Origin of the sequence: Sphingomonas sp. 22176, from assembly GCF_052045505.1 — a bacterium.
GTDB lineage: Bacteria > Pseudomonadota > Alphaproteobacteria > Sphingomonadales > Sphingomonadaceae > Sphingomonas.
In genome coordinates this window covers 1,009,398-1,026,959 of record NZ_JBQEPL010000001.1, presented here as the reverse complement: position 1 = coordinate 1,026,959, position 17,562 = coordinate 1,009,398, and the positions used below count along the sequence as shown (strand labels likewise).

Annotated in this window: 19 protein-coding genes; 8 read left to right on the top strand and 11 right to left on the bottom strand. The window is 67.6% G+C overall.

Annotated features, from left to right (window positions below; translation table 11 throughout):
* Positions 1–23 precede the first annotated feature (23 nt).
* Positions 24–344, bottom strand: coding sequence for a hypothetical protein (locus tag ACTJKY_RS04745; protein WP_064310305.1), 321 nt, complete (start codon positions 342–344; stop codon positions 24–26).
* A gap of 312 nt (positions 345–656) precedes the next feature.
* Here ACTJKY_RS04745 and ACTJKY_RS04740 point away from each other — a divergent pair, with 312 nt between their 5' ends.
* Positions 657–2,174 (top strand): pentapeptide repeat-containing protein, encoded by a 1,518-nt coding sequence (locus tag ACTJKY_RS04740; RefSeq protein WP_440844533.1) that lies wholly within the window; start codon positions 657–659, stop codon positions 2,172–2,174.
* Here the strand turns inward: ACTJKY_RS04740 and ACTJKY_RS04735 are convergent.
* From ACTJKY_RS04735 to ubiA, 3 genes are read right to left on the bottom strand one after another with little or no spacing between them, the layout of a single operon-like run.
* A complete protein-coding gene (locus tag ACTJKY_RS04735; protein WP_440844531.1) occupies positions 2,171–2,944 on the bottom strand; it encodes a 3'(2'),5'-bisphosphate nucleotidase CysQ in 774 nt (257 codons plus the stop codon). The two genes, ACTJKY_RS04740 and ACTJKY_RS04735, sit on opposite strands and share 4 nt — an antisense overlap.
* Entirely contained in the window at positions 2,937–4,283 is a 1,347-nt protein-coding gene (locus tag ACTJKY_RS04730; protein WP_440844529.1) for a TldD/PmbA family protein, read from the bottom strand. The genes ACTJKY_RS04735 and ACTJKY_RS04730 overlap by 8 nt, the downstream gene beginning before the upstream one ends.
* Before the next feature lie 31 nt (positions 4,284–4,314).
* Entirely contained in the window at positions 4,315–5,247 is a 933-nt protein-coding gene (gene ubiA / locus ACTJKY_RS04725) for a 4-hydroxybenzoate octaprenyltransferase (protein ID WP_440844528.1), read from the bottom strand.
* Positions 5,248–5,361: 114 nt separating this feature from the next.
* Here ubiA and ACTJKY_RS04720 point away from each other — a divergent pair, with 114 nt between their 5' ends.
* Positions 5,362–6,123: an EF-hand domain-containing protein gene (locus ACTJKY_RS04720; protein ID WP_440844527.1), complete on the top strand. Its 762-nt coding sequence runs from the start codon at positions 5,362–5,364 to the stop codon at positions 6,121–6,123.
* Positions 6,124–6,247: 124 nt separating this feature from the next.
* Here the strand turns inward: ACTJKY_RS04720 and ACTJKY_RS04715 are convergent, their stop codons facing one another.
* A complete protein-coding gene (locus ACTJKY_RS04715; RefSeq protein ID WP_440844526.1) occupies positions 6,248–6,814 on the bottom strand; it encodes a carboxymuconolactone decarboxylase family protein in 567 nt (188 codons plus the stop codon).
* A gap of 214 nt (positions 6,815–7,028) precedes the next feature.
* Between ACTJKY_RS04715 and ACTJKY_RS04710 the strand changes: the two genes are divergently transcribed.
* A complete protein-coding gene (locus tag ACTJKY_RS04710) occupies positions 7,029–8,144 on the top strand; it encodes an acyltransferase family protein (RefSeq protein ID WP_440844524.1) in 1,116 nt (371 codons plus the stop codon).
* A 185-nt stretch (positions 8,145–8,329) separates the two neighbouring features.
* Positions 8,330–8,863, top strand: coding sequence for a hypothetical protein (locus ACTJKY_RS04705; RefSeq protein ID WP_440844523.1), 534 nt, complete (start codon positions 8,330–8,332; stop codon positions 8,861–8,863).
* Positions 8,864–8,885: 22 nt separating this feature from the next.
* Here the strand turns inward: ACTJKY_RS04705 and ACTJKY_RS04700 are convergent, their stop codons facing one another.
* From ACTJKY_RS04700 to ACTJKY_RS04675, 6 genes are all read right to left on the bottom strand, one after another.
* Positions 8,886–9,509 carry a MarC family protein gene (locus tag ACTJKY_RS04700; protein ID WP_440844522.1) on the bottom strand — a complete coding sequence of 208 codons (624 nt, stop codon included), beginning with the start codon at positions 9,507–9,509 and terminating at the stop codon, positions 8,886–8,888.
* Positions 9,506–10,381, bottom strand: coding sequence for a bifunctional methylenetetrahydrofolate dehydrogenase/methenyltetrahydrofolate cyclohydrolase FolD (gene folD, locus ACTJKY_RS04695; RefSeq protein ID WP_440844521.1), 876 nt, complete (start codon positions 10,379–10,381; stop codon positions 9,506–9,508). Before folD ends, ACTJKY_RS04700 begins: the two co-directional genes overlap by 4 nt.
* Positions 10,371–10,679, bottom strand: a complete 309-nt coding sequence (locus ACTJKY_RS04690; protein ID WP_440844519.1) for a DUF167 domain-containing protein — start codon at positions 10,677–10,679, stop codon at positions 10,371–10,373. Before ACTJKY_RS04690 ends, folD begins: the two co-directional genes overlap by 11 nt.
* A gap of 9 nt (positions 10,680–10,688) precedes the next feature.
* Positions 10,689–10,985 (bottom strand): YggT family protein, encoded by a 297-nt coding sequence (locus ACTJKY_RS04685; RefSeq protein ID WP_440845225.1) that lies wholly within the window; start codon positions 10,983–10,985, stop codon positions 10,689–10,691.
* Positions 10,986–11,060: 75 nt separating this feature from the next.
* On the bottom strand, positions 11,061–11,960 hold the full coding sequence (gene argB, locus ACTJKY_RS04680; RefSeq protein ID WP_313536220.1) for an acetylglutamate kinase: 900 nt from the start codon (positions 11,958–11,960) through the stop codon (positions 11,061–11,063).
* A gap of 20 nt (positions 11,961–11,980) precedes the next feature.
* Complete coding sequence (locus ACTJKY_RS04675; RefSeq protein ID WP_440844517.1) at positions 11,981–12,628, bottom strand: queuosine precursor transporter; 648 nt, start codon at positions 12,626–12,628, stop codon at positions 11,981–11,983.
* A gap of 218 nt (positions 12,629–12,846) precedes the next feature.
* On the opposite strand from ACTJKY_RS04675, the gene ACTJKY_RS04670 reads away from it, so the two are divergent.
* The 4 genes from ACTJKY_RS04670 to ACTJKY_RS04655 all read left to right on the top strand — a co-directional run bounded on the left by ACTJKY_RS04670 (position 12,847) and on the right by ACTJKY_RS04655 (position 17,476).
* Positions 12,847–13,344 (top strand): hypothetical protein, encoded by a 498-nt coding sequence (locus tag ACTJKY_RS04670; protein WP_440844516.1) that lies wholly within the window; start codon positions 12,847–12,849, stop codon positions 13,342–13,344.
* A gap of 281 nt (positions 13,345–13,625) precedes the next feature.
* Positions 13,626–14,027: a hypothetical protein gene (locus ACTJKY_RS04665; protein ID WP_440844514.1), complete on the top strand. Its 402-nt coding sequence runs from the start codon at positions 13,626–13,628 to the stop codon at positions 14,025–14,027.
* 299 nt (positions 14,028–14,326) lie between these two features.
* A complete protein-coding gene (locus tag ACTJKY_RS04660; protein WP_440844512.1) occupies positions 14,327–17,161 on the top strand; it encodes a M16 family metallopeptidase in 2,835 nt (944 codons plus the stop codon).
* 15 nt (positions 17,162–17,176) lie between these two features.
* Positions 17,177–17,476 (top strand): hypothetical protein, encoded by a 300-nt coding sequence (locus tag ACTJKY_RS04655; RefSeq protein ID WP_440844511.1) that lies wholly within the window; start codon positions 17,177–17,179, stop codon positions 17,474–17,476.
* Positions 17,477–17,562: the final 86 nt, after the last annotated feature.

Here is a 17,562-nt window from a genome sequence, read left to right as displayed (position 1 = left end):
TCCGCCACCCGCGCGCGGGTGACTCAATTGCCCTCGGAATCGACGACGAACACCTCGGGCTTGCCTCGCGACAGGGGATCCCAGCCGGCCGACAGCGCGGAGCGGACGCAGCGCGTGATCGTCGCGTCGTCCAGCTGGAGACGGCCGCGCGGCAGTCCCTTCAGCAAGCGCTTGGGCGCCGGGAATTCCAGCCACGCCTCGCGCTTGGCATCGCGCTGGGCAACCGCAATGGTCATCCCCTTCCAGCCCTCGTCGTCCGACAGATGGGGCTCGCGCTGCAGACGCCAATCATAGGTCACGCCATCCAGATCGATGGCACCGCTCGTGCTAAGGGATTTCGACATTCCGCGCCCCTTACACGCTAGTCGCGCAAAGGCACAGGGGCGGGATGCTGCATCGACCCGCGGCGGGATGCCTCGCGCTTGGACCCGCCTTCCTGCCGCTGCGCCCTGGCGAAGGTAAAATTGCCGCGGCCACTTCTTCCATTTCGGACACCGAAATTACTTCCAGCCCGCGTTTCGCCACCAGACTGTCACACAACTTGCCAGCGGCGGACCCGACGCTTCGAAGTAGTTACCTCTTAACCCTTTGCGCACCTTTTCCTCGGATATTGACGCCCGACTCTTTTTGACTGTCAATTCAAGGGGGAGCAGGCGATGTCTTCGATCAATTCGGTGTCCACCGTGCCCTACGTGCCGCAGACTGCAGCGACCGCACAGGACGCGGCACCGGATAGCGCCAAGGCCGAGACTGCGACCGCCCCCGCGCTCGATGCGCGCCCGCCGCAGCTCGCTGCCGCAACCGCCGCGGCGCTGATCGCCGAGCAGGCCGCCCCGCCCGCTGCGCCTGCCGATCTCGCCGGCCAGGACCTGCGGAACACCGACCTGACCAAGCTCGACCTCAAGAACGCCAACCTCAAGGGCGCCAATCTCTCGGGCATGGACCTGAGCGGCCTCGATTTATCCGGCGCGGACCTGAGCGGCGCGAACCTTGCCGGCGCGACGCTCGTCAAGACCAACCTCACCGGCGTGAAGGCCGAAGGCGCCGATGTCTCCTCGGCGACGCTGACCAACACGGCGATGGACAATGCCGATTTCCGCTCGGCCAATTTCTCCAAGGCGAATATCTCGAACAAGGCGACGACCCAGCCGCCGATCCCGGCCGACTTCACCAAGACCAATGTCAATTTCGACGGCGCCACCTTCGCGGGCGCCTCGATCAAGCTCACCATTCTCACCAATGTGACCGCACGCAACGCCGATTTCAGCGGCAGCACCCTGAGCGATTTCAGCTTCGGCCATTCGGATCTGTCGGGCGCCACCTTCCGAGACTTCAAGGGTGGTGTGAACGCGTCCTATTCCAATGCCGAGAATGTAGACTTCCGCAGCACCTCCGGGCTCGGCGGGGTGGCAATGGACGCGACGAAGCTGAGCGGCGCCAATTTCGAGGGCGGCAGCTACAACTACCTCTCGCTCCGCTTCGACGATCTCCGGAACGTCAATCTGAACGTGAAGGACCACAAGATCGCGCAGGGGAATTTCGAAGGCTCCGACCTGTCGGGCAAGGATTTCTCCGGCTACGACCTGCGGGGTGCGCGCTTCGGCCAGGTCGCCGGCAGTTCCCCGGAAGGCCATAGCTGGAGCAACGGGCTGGCGAATGTGAACTTCGCCAATGCCAATCTGATCGGCGCAGACTTCTATGTCGCCGATGTCTCCAGCGCCAATTTCTCGGGCGCCAGCCTGCGGGCGGCGTGGTTCACCGAGACCAACGTGGCGGACAACAAGACCGCCGATATCGCCCATTCGGTGCTCACCGTGCAGCACGGCATCGTGGATCCGACCGAAGACCCCCTCGCTGCGATCGACGCGCTGAAGGCGAAGCTCCTGTCCAAGGACGACCAGGACATCGCGGAGGGCAACAAGGCGCTCGGCATTCTGGATGGGCCCAATGACGAGGCGGTGGCGATGAGCGCCGCGCTGCGGGTGCTCACCGGCATTTCCGAGCGCCTGCACGCGGAACGCGACGGCCCGGCCAAGGACGCCGACGCGAAGAAGGCCGAGCAGCAGAAGCAGGAGGAACAAGAAGCCGAGGCGCAGCGCCGTAAGAACGAGGCCACCGAAGCCAAGATCGCCGAGCAGCTGACCGGCGACAAGCTGACCGCCGGGGACGCCTAGCGCTTCCCCGGATCCACCCGATCCGCCAGCCGCGCCACGGCAGCTGCGTGGATGCCCTGCGTCGTCGCCAGCACGCCGTACGCCTCGCCCGCGGGTGTGTTGAACGCCAGCGCCTGCCCCAACGCATCGGTCACTGCCGCCCCCGCCTCACGGGCTAGCAGCGCCGCGGCGGCGATGTCCCATTCATGGCCCCAGCGCAGCGTCGCGACCAGGTCGGCCTCGCCCGCCGCGACCATCGCGATGCGCAGCGCGATCGAATTGGGCTTGGGCACCGTCACCAGGTCGCGGTCGACCTTGGGGAGCTGGTCCGCCGGCACGCGTGCGCCGGGCAGGTCCGCGCGCTCGGCGGCATGCAGCGCCACCCCGTTGCGCCATGCCCCTGCGCCCGCCCGCGCCGTCCACACCTCGCCGCGTGCCGGTGCGTCGAGCACGCCGATCACCGGCTGGCCGTTCTCCACCAGCGCGATCGAGACCGCCCAACCAGGGCGCCCGCGCAAATAATCCCGCGTGCCGTCGATCGGATCGACCACCCACAGCCGCGACAAGGCCAGCCGGTCGGCATTGTCCACCGTCTCCTCGGAGAGCCAACCGGCCTCGGGCAGTAGCGCCCCGAGTCGTTCGCGGAGCAGCGCGTCCACCTCCAGGTCGACGGCGCAGACCGGGTTGCCCGGCGCCTTCTCCCAGCGCGCGAAATCGCTCTGCCAGCGCGCCATTGCGTGGCGGCCCGCCTCGGCGGCGATCGCCGCGATCTCGGCGGCGAGCTCAGGCACCGGCGATCGTCATCCCGTCGATGCGGACCGTCGGCGCGTTGATGCCATAGCGGAATTCGAGGTCGTTGGCCGGGGTGAGCGCGAGGAACATGTCCTTGAGGTTGCTCGCGATCGTGATCTCGGACACCGGCACGGTGAGCTCGCCCTTCTCGATCAGGAAGCCCGCGGCACCCCGGCTATAGTCGCCGGTCACGCCGTTGACGCCTTGGCCGATCAGCTCGAACACATAGAGGCCATAGTCGATCTCGCCGATCAGCGTCTCGGCGGGCACATGGCCCGCTTCCATATATAGGTTGCTCGGCGACACGCCGGGGGCCCCGCCGCCGCCGCGCGTCGCATGGCCGGTTGGCTCCAGCCCGAGCTGGCGGGCGGCGGCGCTTTCGAGCAGCCAGGTCTCCAGCATCCCCTCGCGGACGATCTGCATGCGACTGACCGGCAGCCCCTCGCCGTCGAACGCACGCGAGCGGATGCCCCGCGGGCGGTGCGGATCGTCCCAGATCGTCACGCCAGGGGCGAAGATCTGCGTGCCCAGCGCATCGAGCAGGAAGCTGGTCTTGCGGGTGATCGCCGCGCCCGAAATCGCCCCCATCAGATGGCCGAGGAGCCCGGAGGAGACGCGCCGATCGAACACCACCGGCATCGCGCCGCTGGGGATCTTGCGCGGATTCAGCCGCGCCACCGCCCGCTCGCCGGCGAGCCGGCCGATTGCCTCGGGCGAATCCAGCTGCGCCGCATGACGGGCGGAGTGGTGCGCGTAATCGCGCTCCATCGCGCCGTCGCTGCCGGCAAGCACGCTGGCGGAGATGCCATGGCTCGATTGCGCATAGGCGCCGTGGAAGCCGTGGCTGGTGACGAGCGCGAGCTGCACCCGGCTCGCGCCCGCCCCCGCGCCTTCGCTGTTGGTAACACCCGCCACAGCGCGCGCGGCCTCCTCGGCGGCGAGCGCGCGGGCCTTGAGCGCGGCGGGCTCTACCTCGGCGCCGTCGTCCAGGTCGAGGTTCGGCGGCGCGCCGTGCATCAGCCGGTCCTCGGGGGCGAGCCCCGCCCACGCATCCTCGGGCGCCTCGCGCGCCATCGCGACGACACGCTCGACCAGGGTCGCGATCGCATCGCTGCTCAGGTCGCTGGTCGAGACGCTCGCCGAGCGCTTGCCGACGAACACCCGCAGGTCGAGCTCCTCGGCTTCGGAGCGCTCGACATCCTCCAGCGCCCCCATCCGGACGGAGACCGAGAGCGAGCGGTCGGCGGAGAAGACGGCGTCGGCGGCGTCCGCACCGGCACGGCGGGCACGCGCCACCACATCGGCGGCGCGCTCCAGGGCCTGATCGTTGTTCAGCATCCCCGCGACTTAGGAGCGCGGGGTCACAAAATCAAAGTCCGGACAAACCCACGACCGCACAGGCGGCCAGCATCAGCAACCCGGCATCGCGATTGGCGCGGAAGCGGCGCAGCGCATTGGCGCCGTCCGCAGGCTTGAGCGTGGCGAGTTGCCAGACGAAATGCACCGCCACCGGCAGCAGCGCGAGCAGCGCCAGCGGGTCGGGTCGCACCCTCCACAGCGCCATCGCCCAAAGCGCCACCGCGCCGACATAGAGCAGCCCGACGCCGCCGCGGACGTGTGCCCCCATCCGCCGCGCCGAGGAGCGCACGCCGACGATCGCATCGTCCTCCACGTCCTGCAGCGCGTAGATCGTGTCATAGCCGATCACCCACAGGATGGTGCCGGCATAGAGCCACCACTGCGCCCCCTGCCGCGTGGCGAACGCTGCGCCGGGATCGCCCGCGACGAACCCCACCACCGCGCCCGATCCGAAGACGATGCCGAGGAACGCCTGCGGCCACCAGGTGATGCGCTTCATGAAAGGATAGGCGGCGACCACCGGCAACGTCGCCAGCGACCAGAGCTTGGCCGGCAGCGGCATCGCCAGCCACACGGCGAGGCCGATCGCCAGCAGCACCGCCAGCCAGGTCCAGGCCGCGCGCAGCGAGACGGCGCCGCTCGGCAGCGGGCGGCTGCGGGTGCGCTCGACCTGCGCGTCAAGGTCGCGATCGACGATGTCGTTGTAGACGCAGCCCGCGCCGCGCATCGCGATCGCGCCCGCCAGCATCGCCGCGATCCGCCACCAGCTGCCGTCGGGCAGCCCCGAGAGCACAGCCCCCCAGGCGCAGGGCAGGAACAGCAGCCACCAGCCGATCGGCCGGTCCAGCCGGGCGAGCAGCGCATAGGGCCGCCAGCCGCTGGGCAGCAGGCCGATGAAGCCGCGATGTTCGGTATCGGGGGTGATGGGAGTAGCGCCGGTCATGCGCTGCCTGCTGCCACAAGCGCGGCCCTGCCCCCAAGCCGAAATTTGCGGGCACAATTTTGCGACAATCGCACGCTAGCGGGACGAATCGGTTTTCGGGTGGAGGGTTCAGGTATGCGGATGCTGGGTTTGGCAGGACTGTTGCTGGTGCTGGCGAGCGGCGCGCAGGCGCAGGATGGTCCGCCGCCGCCGGGCGGTCCCGGGGGCCCGGGCGGCCCGCGTCCGCGCGGGCTTTTCATCAGCCCGATGGGCGAGCCGTTCCGCGGCAATCCCGACGGCAAGGCCCCGGCCGATGCCTGGTTCGACGGCGCCGACGCCAACCATGACGGCGCGCTGACGCTCGACGAGTTCCGCGACGATGCGATGCGCTGGTTCAAGGTGCTCGACCGCAAGGGCGACGGCGAGATCGACCCCGCCGACATCGAATATTACGAGACCGTGCTCGCCCCCGAGGCGCGGGGCGGCGGCTTCGAGACCGGCGGCCCCACGATGGGCGACAATGGCGAGGTGAAAGCAGCCGACATCGGCTCCACCCGCGTGCTGAGCGGCCTTGCCCGCTTCAACTATCTCGGCAGCCCCGAGCCGGTGACCGCGGCGGATACCGGCCTGAACGGCGGGGTCAGCACGATCGAGTTCATGAGCGCGGCCAAGCGCCGCTTCGACCTGCTCGACACCAACCATGACGGCAAGATCACCAAGGCCGAACTGCCCGATATCCACCCCGGCGCCTTCAAGCGCGGCGGCCGCGGTGGTGGTGGCGGCCAGGGCGGCGGCGGGCGGCGTGGCGGCGGCGGTGGCGGTCACCGCGGCGGCGGCATGGGCGGATCGATGGGCGGCAGCATGGGCGGATCCATGGGCGGCGGCATGGGCGGCTGAGCCAGCACCCTCACCCTCCCCACCGCCTGCGGCGGCGGGTCCCCTCCCTCTCCCTTCCAAGGGAGAGGGAGGGAGGCGCGCAGCGCCGGAAGGGTGAGGGTAAGTGAGGGTTACTAAGCCCCCCCTACTCCCGCTCGGGCACCGGCACGTTGAACCCGTTGAGCGTCACCGACACCAGGCTGTACAGCCCGACCAGATAGATCAGCTCGTTCGCGCCGTGCTGGCCGAAGGTATCCACCGCCAGCCGGTAGCAAGGCTCGGGCAGCACCCCGCCCTTCACCAGCGCATAGGCGACGTCGAACGCGACATTTTCCTGTTCGTCAAGGTCGGCAGGCTTGAGCCCCGCGCAGATCGCCGAGATCCGCGCCGGCGCCATCTTCTCCGTCTCGGCCACCGCGACATGCGCGTAGATCTCGTACGCCGCATCGAAATGCGCGCCGGTGACGAGAATCGCGATCTGCCGCGCCGGATCGGGCAGCGTCGCTTCCATCGACATCGCCTTGGTCAATTCCCAGATCGCGCCGCCGATCCTGGGCTCGTGCAGCCAGGGGTTCCACGGCCCCATCAGGCTGGCGTCCTCGCCCACCGCGACGAAGGCGTTGAAGTTGGAGGAAATGCCGCGCTTCATGTCCTCGTAGAGCGGCTTCTGGTCGTCGGAGAGCTGGTCGGGCTTCAGGAGAGGCAGGCGCATGGTCGTGCAGTCCTTCGCGGGGCGCGGCGGAGATGCCGCGCTGCACAAATGCTACAGCGGGGCGTTGGCTCCTCAAAACCGCAATCCTCCGGAGCGTCGGTGCGCGGATTGAGGTGGTGCGGTTCGTGATCGCCGAGATCCGGGCAACACCGGCAGCGGCGTAGGGAGAAAGCGATCAGTTGGCGGCGGTGGCGTTTCGCTTCATACCATCGCGATGGCATCGACGACCGAACCCACCCCGGCAGAGCGGAATGCCGGCATCGACCTGGTGCGGGTCCTCATGACGATGCTCGTCATCCTGCATCACACGGCAATCGTCTATGGGGGGTCCGGTGGGTGGTTCTGGCGGCAGGAGCCCAATGCATCGAATCCGCTGCTCGTCATGTTCAATGCAATTAACCAGTCCTATTTCATGGGCCTGTTTTTCCTGCTCGCCGGCTATTACACGCCGGCCTCGTTCGATCGGAAAGGCGCCGGGCGCTACCTGGCAGATCGCTGGATCCGCCTCGGGCTGCCGCTGCTGGTATTCTTCTTCCTCTTGTTCCCGCTTACCGTCGCGATTGCCGAAAGCGCCAATGGATATGACGTAGGGCAGCTCTGGCTGCAGCGGATGGCGGGCGGGACCTACGGCCCCGGTCCCCTCTGGTTTGCGCTGGCGTTGCTGATCTTCGCACATGCCTATGCACTGTTGCGACAAACGGGCGCGGTTCCGCGCGCCCATCGAGCGACAGCATTGCCGAAATTCTGGACGATCTTGCTGGGGGTGGTCGCGATCGGCACGGCGGCGTTCGCGGTTCGCCTTGTCATTCCGGTCGGTCGCGAGGTGCTTTGGCTGCAGCTCGGCTATTTTCCAAGCTACATCCTGCTGTTCAGCATCGGCATTGCCGCCGCGCCGCATCGTTTGTTGGAACGGATCGAAATGCGCGCAGCCATTCCCTGGCTGGCGATTGCAGCCATTGCGATCGTGACGCTCCCGCTCATGGTCCTCAGCCGCGGCGCCGCCGGTGGGTTCGAGGGCGGATGGAACTGGAACGCGCTCTACTATGCCATGTGGGAGCCGTTCGTCGCGACCGGTGCGATCCTGGTGCTGTTTGCCTGGGCGGCGACTCCCGCGCGGCGGGCTGGTCCGATGGCTCGGTGGTTTGGAGCGAATGCGTTCGGCGCGTTCGTCGTGCATCCGCCCGTCGTCGTCGCGCTCAGCAGGTTGGCCGCGACGATACCGCTCGCGCCCATGATCAAGTTCGTCGGGGTGTCCGCAGCCGCCTGCCTCGGCGCCTTTGTCATCGCCGGCGCATTGCGGGCGATCCCGGGCGTGCGGCGCGTTCTCTAACCAAGGCCGACTGAATGCCGCCATGCCGACAGAAAGCGTGGCACCGTCCAACCTGCGCACGTCGCCGACCGCCAGTCGCGGACTTTTTCTGCGCCTATGCTCTCCTCAGCCGCGCGTGCAGCGACTAAGGGCGCCTCATCAACCATGACGGGCGACAGCATCGTCAGCGCCTGAGGGAAGCAGGATTGGACCATCCGAACGGCAGCGACGCACGCGAACTGCAGCCCAGGGGAGTCGCCACGACGCGAAAACCTCTGGCCCTGATCCTGCCGATCGCGGCCGGCGTTCTGCTGCTGTCAGGTGCTCCCCTGCTGCGCGAAAGCGCTGCCGCACCGGCGGCGAGCGGGCCAACCCAGACGCAGAAAGCGCGGCAGCACGTCGCGTTGCCCCAAGCGGCAGTCAGCCCCTTCGTCGGCGAGTATGCGGGGAAGGTAGAGGGCGGCAGCGGGTCGATGAGGATCCAGCCGCGCGCAGGAGGACGCGTTCATGTCGACATCATCATCGGCAGTCCCGATTGCAGCGGCAGCCTCGCTTTCGAGGGGACGCCGGAAAACGACGTTGTCCGCTATCGCGGCCCGAGCGACCAGATTACCGGCCATCAGTGCAACATGACGCTCACGCGGCGCGGCAATCGCATCACCACAGCCGAAGACGGCTGCCTGGACGATCACGGCCAGTCCTGCTCCTTCAGCGGCACGTTCAAGCCCGGCCGCTTCTGAAGCGCAGGACTCGGGCTGGCCTCTACCCCGCCGCCAGCGCCGCCCGAATCCCGTCGATCACAAACTGCACCGCCAGCGCCGCGAGCAGCACGCCGAGCAGGCGCGACACCACCGCTTCGATCTTGGCGCCGACGATCCGCATGATCGGCCCCGCCGCGAGCAGCGCCAGCACGCACAGCAGCAGCACCGCCAGCATCGCCGAAAGCACGACCGCAGACTGCTCGATGCCCTTGCTCTGCGCCATCAGCAGCATCACCGAGGCAATCGAGCCCGGCCCGGCGATCATCGGCATCGCCATCGGGAAGATCGAGATGTCGACCGGATCCTCGGCCTTCACCTTTTCGGCGCGGTCCTCGCGGCGTTCGGTGCGCTTCTCGAACACCATCTCCAGCGCGATCAGGAACAGCATGATGCCGCCGGCGATGCGGAAGGCGTTGAGGCTGATCCCCAGCGCGTGGAGCAGCGCCTCGCCGAACAGCGCGAAGCCGAACAGGATGATCGCGGCGACCATCACCGCGCGCACCGCCATCGCGCGGCGATGCACGGCGTTGGTCCCCGCCGTCAGCCCCGCGAAGATCGGCGCGCAGCCGGGCGGGTCGATGATGACGAAGAAGGTGACGAAGGAGGAGACGAACAGCTCGATCAAATCGCGTCTGCCTCGAGCGTTACCCCCGCATTGCGGTGCGCGGCGACCAAAGTGTTGCGCAGCAGGCAGGCGATGGTCATCGGGCCGACGCCACCCGGCACCGGCGTGATCGCACCCGCGACGCTCGCAGCCCCGTCGAAGTCGACATCGCCGACCAGGCCGCTCTCGGTACGATTGATGCCGACGTCGATCACCGTCGCGCCGGGCTTGAGCCACTCACCCTTGACGAAATGGGGGATGCCCACCGCCGCGACGACGATGTCGGCGTGGCGGAGATAATGCGGCAGGTTGCGGGTGCGCGAATGGACGATCGTCACCGTCGCGCTCGCCTTGGTGAGCAGCGCCGCCATCGGCTTGCCGACGATGTTCGAGCGGCCGATCACCACCGCGTCGAGGCCGGACAGGCTGCCCAGCTTGTCCTGCAGCAGCATCAGGCAGCCGAGCGGGGTGCAGGGCACGAAGCCTTCCAGGCCCGTGGCAAGCCGGCCGGCATTGACCGGGTGGAAGCCGTCGACATCCTTGTCGGGCGAGATGCTCAGCAGCACTTCCTGCTCGTCGATATGCTTGGGCAGCGGCAGCTGGACGAGGATGCCGTCGACGCTGGCATCGGCATTGAGCTGGTCGACGAGCGCGAGCAGCGCGTCCTGCGTCGTGTCGGCAGGCAGCTTGTGCTCGAAGCTCGCCATTCCGGCCTCGCGGGTCTGCTTGCCCTTGGAGCGAACATAGACGGCGGAGGCGGGGTCTTCGCCCACCAGCACCACCGCCAGGCCGGGCACGCGCCCCGCCGCCGCTTCGAATGCAGGAACCAGGGTCGCGATGCGGGCGCGCAGGCCCGCGGCAAATGCCTTGCCGTCGATGATCTCAGCCGTCATGCCCCTCGCCATAGAGGCTGCGGGCGATTTGTTCCAGCGCCGCACCGTCTCCGGCGATCGAAAGTCGCTTGAGCCGCGAGGTTTCGCCCGCGATCAGCGTCACGTCGCGCTTGGGCACGCCGAAAGTCTTGGCGACCAAGGGCACCAGCGCGGCATTGGCGGCGCCCTCCACCGGGGGTGCGGCGAGGCGGGCGGCGAAATGCTCGTCGGTACCGGCGGCCAGCACGTCGCGCGACGCACGGGGCGTCACGCGCACGGCAATCTCGATTCCGGTGGCGCTAGACCGCCAGGCAGGCACGGCGCGCGCTTAGAGCGCGGCGCCGGCGATCATCAGCGCGATGCGCGGGATCACGATGCTCTGGAGGATGTAGATGATCAGCAGCACGACCAGCGGCGAGAGATCCAGCGCGCCGAAGTCCGGCAGGATGCGCCGGAACGGGCGATAGAGCGGCTCGGTCATCCGGTACAGCGCGTTCCACACCGCACGGACGAAATCGCTGTGCGTGTTGATGACGTTGAACTGGATCAGCCACGACAGGACCGCCTGGATCACGATGATCCACCAGACGATGTTCAGCACCACCTGCAGGATCTGCAGCAGCATCAGGCCAATCTGGGTCAATTCACTCTCCGCGACACCGTTTCAGGTGCGATATAGGATGAAACGCGCGCCGAACAATCAGGCGTGGACGAGCGTGCCTACGCCCTGGCGGGTAAAGATTTCCAGCAACATGCCGTGCGGAATGCGTCCGTCGAGAATCACCGCCGCATCGACGCCGGCGGCCACCGCGTTGACGCAGGTCTCCACCTTGGGGATCATGCCGCCCGAAATCGTGCCGTCGTCCTTCAGCGCCTGCACCCGCGCCGCATCGAGATCGGTGAGCAGGTCGCCGGTCTTGCTGAGCACGCCCGGCACGTCGGTGAGCAGGAAGAAGCGCTTGGCGCCGCATGCGCCCGCGATCGCACCGGCCATGGTGTCGGCGTTGATGTTGTAGGTGTGCCCGTCCGCGCCCAGCGCGATCGGCGACACGACGGGGATGAAGCCCGAGGCGGCAAGCGACTGGAGGATCGAGATGTCCACCGCCACCGGCTCGCCGACGAAGCCGAGGTCGACATGCCGTTCGATGCCCTGCAGCGGATCGGCCTCGCTGCGCTGCACCTTCTCGGCGCGCACCAGCCCGGCGTCCTTGCCCGAAATGCCCACGGCCCTGCCGCCGGCCGCCGCGATCCAGGCGACGATTTCCTTGTTGATCGAGCCCGCCAGGACCATCTCGGCGATCTCGGCGGTTGCCTTGTCGGTGACGCGCAGGCCGCCCACGAAGGTCGATTCGACGCCGAGCCGCTTGAGCATCCGGCCGATCTGCGGGCCGCCGCCATGGACGACGATCGGGTTGATCCCCACCGCCTTCAGTAACACCACGTCTTCCGCGAAGTCGCGCGCCAGCTCAGGGTCGCCCATGGCGTGGCCGCCATATTTCACGACGAAGGTGGCGCCGGCATAGCGCTGCAGATAGGGCAGCGCCTCGGTGAGGGTCTCGGCCTTGGCGAGCAGCGCCGGATGGGGTGCGTGATCGGTCATGCGCGGCCCTTTAGAGCTGCTCAGCCCTTACGTCCATCGAGAGCGCGCCCAAGCGCCACCGCGCCGGTGATCAGGAACGGCACGAGCACGATCGACAGCACCACCTTGGTGAGCATCTGCCCGCCCATCAGCGCCAGGATCGGCCGCTCGCCGAGGAAGGAAATGGTGATGAACAGCACGGTGTCGACGATCTGCGACACCACGCTCGCGACCATGCCACGGAACCAGACCAGCCCGCCCGGACCCGCCTGCCCGCGCAGCTTGTTGAAGATGAAGACGTTGAGCGTCTGCGACGTGCCGTAGGAGATGAACCCCGCCAGCATCATCCGCAAGCCCTGCCCGACGACGATCGGGAAGGCGGCGACCGCGGGCGGGTACATGCCCTTGTCGGTCGGCAGGATCAGCACCAGCTGGATCAGCGCGGCGGACATCAGCAGCGGCACGAAGCCAAGCCGCACCAGCCCGGTGGCGGTCGCCTGGCCGTGCAGCTCGGCCACCGCGCTCGACAGCACGACGAGGATCAGGAAGCCGAAGATCCCCGCCTCCACCGCAAGCGGCCCGAGGGCGACCTGCTTCACCCCCAGCACGCCCGCCATGCAGACCATGCCGCCATAGAGGATGGCGTAGACGAACAGCGAACGGGGGATGGCGAGCTTCTGGGTATCCATCGCCGGGTGCTAGCGCCAAAGCCCGCGCGGTGGAAGATGGCGCGGGCGGCGAATGCGTCCCGCGGCCCAGCGCGTCTCGCACCGGTGGAGTGCCGCGTGGGCCAGCAAAGCGATGCACCCTTTCTTAACGATATCGGCTGTCTAACCGGGCGCGCAACGATAAACCTGTCAAGTCCGGTGCGTTCCGGGGCTGCAGGTGTCCTTGGGGGGAGCTGCACATGGGGGTTGCCGCACCGACGGCCTATTGGCGGGAAGCCATGGAGTTCCTCGGCTATTTCGTCTTCATGACCGCGCTGGGCGCCGCGATGTTCGTGCTGGTCCACCATGCCCCCCAGGCCAACGCCTCCTGGTACATCGACACCTGCGTCCTGGTGGCGGTGCTTACCGGCGCCTATGCGATCCGGATGTACCGGCGGTATCGGGCGCTGCGACCGGCCCGGAAGCCGGTGGTGAAAGTGGTGCAGGACACCGCATCGGCAATCTCGCCCGAAGAGCGCCGCCGGCGGAACTGGTCCGATCGCATGTTGAGCGCGAAGCTGCGCGAAACCAATCCGGAGCGCGTGAAGCTGCTCTCGCACCTGGAAGCCGTCGAGGAAGCCTATCGCGCCCGCTGCCGGGCACGCGGGGAGGAACCGGACCGCGCTTCCTTCGAGATGAACCCGTCGATGACCACCGAGGATATCCGGCGGCGCATCGCCCTTCGACTGGACCAATAGGCCGCCAAAGCGAGCGCATTTCGGGCTTGCGGGCGACGGAAGGCGCGCAGAAACTCCGGGGTGCGGCGAAGTGGCGCTGGGATGACCGAAAGTGGGTGGGAAGCGGCCGGCTCTGCAATCATAGTGTGGCTTGTTGAGGAGGTCCGGTTTCTATGCTGATCCTAATGATGGCCGCGATGCAGAGTGTAGTTCAAGTCGGACCAGCACTTCCTCCAGCCCCTCCGCCTCCTCGCCCTTTCACCCCTCAGCTCGAGGTTGCGGTTCACAAACTGAGCGCGCGAGTGAGCGTCGAGTATAAACGCTGCGGCGATGCGCAGGCGTACAGCAATACATACGCAGTGGAAGCCTTCGGAACAGGGCGCTTTTCCGTGGAGTGGAAAAAAGCTGCCGATGCATTGAAAAAAGCGCTGGAGCTATGCAGAGGCCAACAGCGGTCGTTACGTGATCAATCCGATTTCCTTGTCGATATCGCTCAGAGCGGGGCTAAGTACGATGCAGACGTGGCGTCCGATCGTCTACGTACAGTCTCACTCGAACTGCAGGCGATTGAGCAGTTTTTTGCCTTAGAGATACCGCGTTATCGGAAGTTAGTCGTCGACGGGTGGGGTGAGCCACACTGTCTCGAACATGCCGACGGATATATGCCAGCGTCTAGCCTTTGCTCCCATGGTGCCGGCGAATAAACACTGTAGAGAGGGTTCGTCCTGCTTCCGCTATCTCAGATCGAGAGGGCGAAGCTGGCAGCTTTTGGGGCGCAAGCCGACATATCGCCTCCTTGCGGCCCGTCTTGTCCTCCCCCTCGGAGGTGCGCCTCCGAAATCAAGACCGTGCTTCTTTCTTCCTGCGCAACGGCGCATGGATCCCGGAGGCCGAGGGGAGGATGGCGGGCCGCGGTGGTATGTCCCTGCCGCCGCCACGCCGCTTGCCGCCATCGGCGCTCCGGCTATGCTGCCTCGGCAACCTCCCGGGGAATTTCGCGCCGATGCCATCCATTCGCCTGCTCTGCACTACCGCGCTGATCGCGCTCGCCGCGCCTGTCGCGCCCGCTTTCGCCCAGCCGTCTCCCACCGCCACCGCGCCCGCGCCGCTCGCCACGCTCGTCGACGAGGTGAAGCTCCCCTACGAACAATTCACCCTGGCCAACGGCCTGCGCGTGATCGTCCATACCGATCGCAAGGCCCCGGTGGTGGCACTCTCGGTGTGGTACGATGTCGGCTCCACCTTCGAGCCGGCCGGCAAGACCGGCTTTGCGCATCTGTTCGAGCATCTGATGTTCAACGGCTCGCAGAACGCCCCCGGCGACTTCTTCGAGCCGCTCAAGCAGGTCGGCGCCACCGATCTCAACGGCACCACCAGCTTCGATCGCACCAATTATTTCGAGACGGTGCCCAAGCCCGCGCTCGCCCGCGCGCTGTTTCTCGAAAGCGATCGGATGGGCTGGCTCACCCCGGCGATCACCCAAGCCGTGCTCGACGAGCAGCGCGGCGTCGTCCAGAACGAGAAGCGCCAGGGCGACAACCAGCCTTATGGCCTGATGAAATATCCGATGTTCGCCGAATTGTTCGGCGGCACCCCCTATGGCCATCTGCCGATCGGATCGATGGCCGATCTCGACAAAGCCAGCCTCGCCGATGTGAAGGGCTGGTTCCACGATCATTACGGCCCGAACAACGCGGTGCTGGTCCTCGCCGGCGACATCGACGCGGCCGAGGCGCGGCCGCTGGTCGAGAAATATTTCGGCGCCATCCCCCGCGGCCCGAAGAGCACGCCGCCCAGCGTGACGATGCCGGTCCGCACGGCGCCCAAGACGATCGTGCTGAAGGACAGCGTGCCCGCCGCGCTGATCGTGCGCAGCTGGGCGATCCCCGGGCTCAACGATCCGGATTCGGTGGCGCTCGAAGTGTTCGGCCAGGTGCTGGGCGGGCTCGCCAGCTCGCGGCTCGACAATGCGCTGGTCCGCAAGGAGAAGCTGGTCGTCAACGTCTCGGCCGGGGCTTATCCCAACGCCCTGCTCGGCATGTTCCAGATCCAGGCGGTGCTCAAGCCGGGGGTCGATCCGGCGCTGGTCAACCAGCGGATCGACGCGATCCTGGCCGAGCTGCTGGCGAAGGGTCCGACCGCCGACGAAGTCCAGCGCGTCGCCACCACCAACGTCGCCAGCACGATCGCCGAGCTGGAATCGGCGCGGGCGCAGGCCGCGACACTGGCCGAAGGCGCGCTCTATTCCAACGATCCCGGCTTCTTCCGCAAGCGCCTGGCCGAGCTGGCGGCGATGACGCCCGCCAAGGCGCGCGCCGCCGCCGCGAAGTGGCTGACGCGCCCGGCGCTCACCATCCGAGTCGAGCCCGGCGCGCGCGAGACCTATCAGGAATCGGCGCCCGTCGCGCCCGCCAAGCCCGCCGCCGAGGAGGCGATCCCCAAGGGCACGCGCGGGCCGCTGCCCGATGTCGGCCCGGTGCGCGACATCCGCTTCCCCGACGTCACGCGCACCAAGCTGTCGAACGGAATGGAAGTGATCTACGCGCAGCAGCGCGCGGTGCCGATCACCCAAGTGTCGCTGAGCTTCGACGCCGGCGTCACCGCCGATCCCGATGGCAAGGCGGGCACCCAGAACCTGGCGCTGTCGCTGCTCGAGGAAGGCACCACCAGCCGCGATTCGATCGCGATCGCCGAGGCCGAGGAACGGCTGGGCGCCAGCATCGGCTCGGGCAGCTCGGCCGATCGCACCTATCTGACGCTCAGCCTGCCGAGCACCAATCTGGGCGGCGCGGTGGAGCTGTTCGCCGATGTTGTGCGGCACCCGGCCTTCGCACCTGCCGAGGTGGAGCGGATCCGCGCGACGACGCTCACCGGCATCCAGTTCGAGCTGAGCGATCCCAGCGGCCTCGCCAATCGCGTCCTGCCGGGGCTGCTCTACGGAAGCGCCTATCCCTATGCCAAGCTGGGCAACGGCTCGGGCGATCCGGCCGCGGTCGCCAAATTGTCGCGCGACGATCTGTTCGCCTTCCACCGCGCCTGGATCCGGCCGGACAAGGCCAAGATCTTCGTGGTCAGCGACCTGCCGCTGGCGGCGGTGAAGGCGGCGCTGGAGGCACGCTTCGGCGACTGGAAGGGCGAAGGCGCCGCGGGCGTGAAGGCCTTTGCCGGCAAGCCCCAGCCGGCCGGCGCCCGCATCGTGCTGGTCGACCGGCCCGCATCGCCCCAGTCGCTGATCCAAGCCGGGGAGATGACGCCGCTCGATCCCACCGGCGATCTGCTCGTCGCGATCACCGCCAACCAGGTGCTGGGCGGCGGCTTCCTGTCGCGCATCAACATGGAGCTGCGCGAGAACAAGCACTGGTCCTATGGCGCGGGCGGCGGCTTCAACTGGCTTGAGCATGCGGTGCCCTATGCGATCGAAGCCCCCGTCCAGGCGGACCGTACCGGCGATTCGATCCAGGCGATCCGCCAGCAGGTGCGCGATTTCCTGACCACCAAGGGCGTCACCGAGGCCGAGCTCACCCGCGAGGTCAACGGCGCCACCCGCGAGCTGGCCGGGCGATTCGAAACCGCGGGCGCGGTGCTCGGCGCGATGCAGCAGAACGACATCCGCCACCGTCCGGACGATTATTACGACAGCATCGCGCAAAAATATCGCGCGCTCACCGCACCCCAGCTTGACGCTGCGGCACGCGGGGCACTCGATGTCGATCGCTTCGTTTGGGTGGTGGTGGGCGATGCCGCCAAGGTCCGCCCGCAGCTTGACAGCCTCGGCCTCCCTGTCGAGGTGATCAGCGCGAGTTCTCTGGCGGGGAAGGCCCCGCCGGCAACCAAGTAAGCAGGAGAGATCCAAATGGCGAATGTGGATGGCAACTGGGACACCGTGACCAAGTCGCCGCTGGGCGACCAGCAGGCGACGCTGACGGTCACCAGCAACGGCGACAGCTTCACCGGCAGCTTCAACGGCGCGATGGGCCAGACCGAGATCAAGGACGGCAAGGTGAGCGGCGACACGCTGACCTGGTCGCTCGACATCACGGTGCCGATGCCGATGACGCTCACCTGCGAAGCGACCGTCAATGGAGACAGCCTCGACGGCACCGTCACCGCGGGCGCGTTCGGCAGCTTCCCGATCACGGGCACCCGGGCGTAACCGCCTAAAATCCTCCCCTGCAAGGGGAGGTGGCGCGCGAAGCGCGACGGAGGGGTGTAACCGCTGGTGGCGTGTCCACCACTACA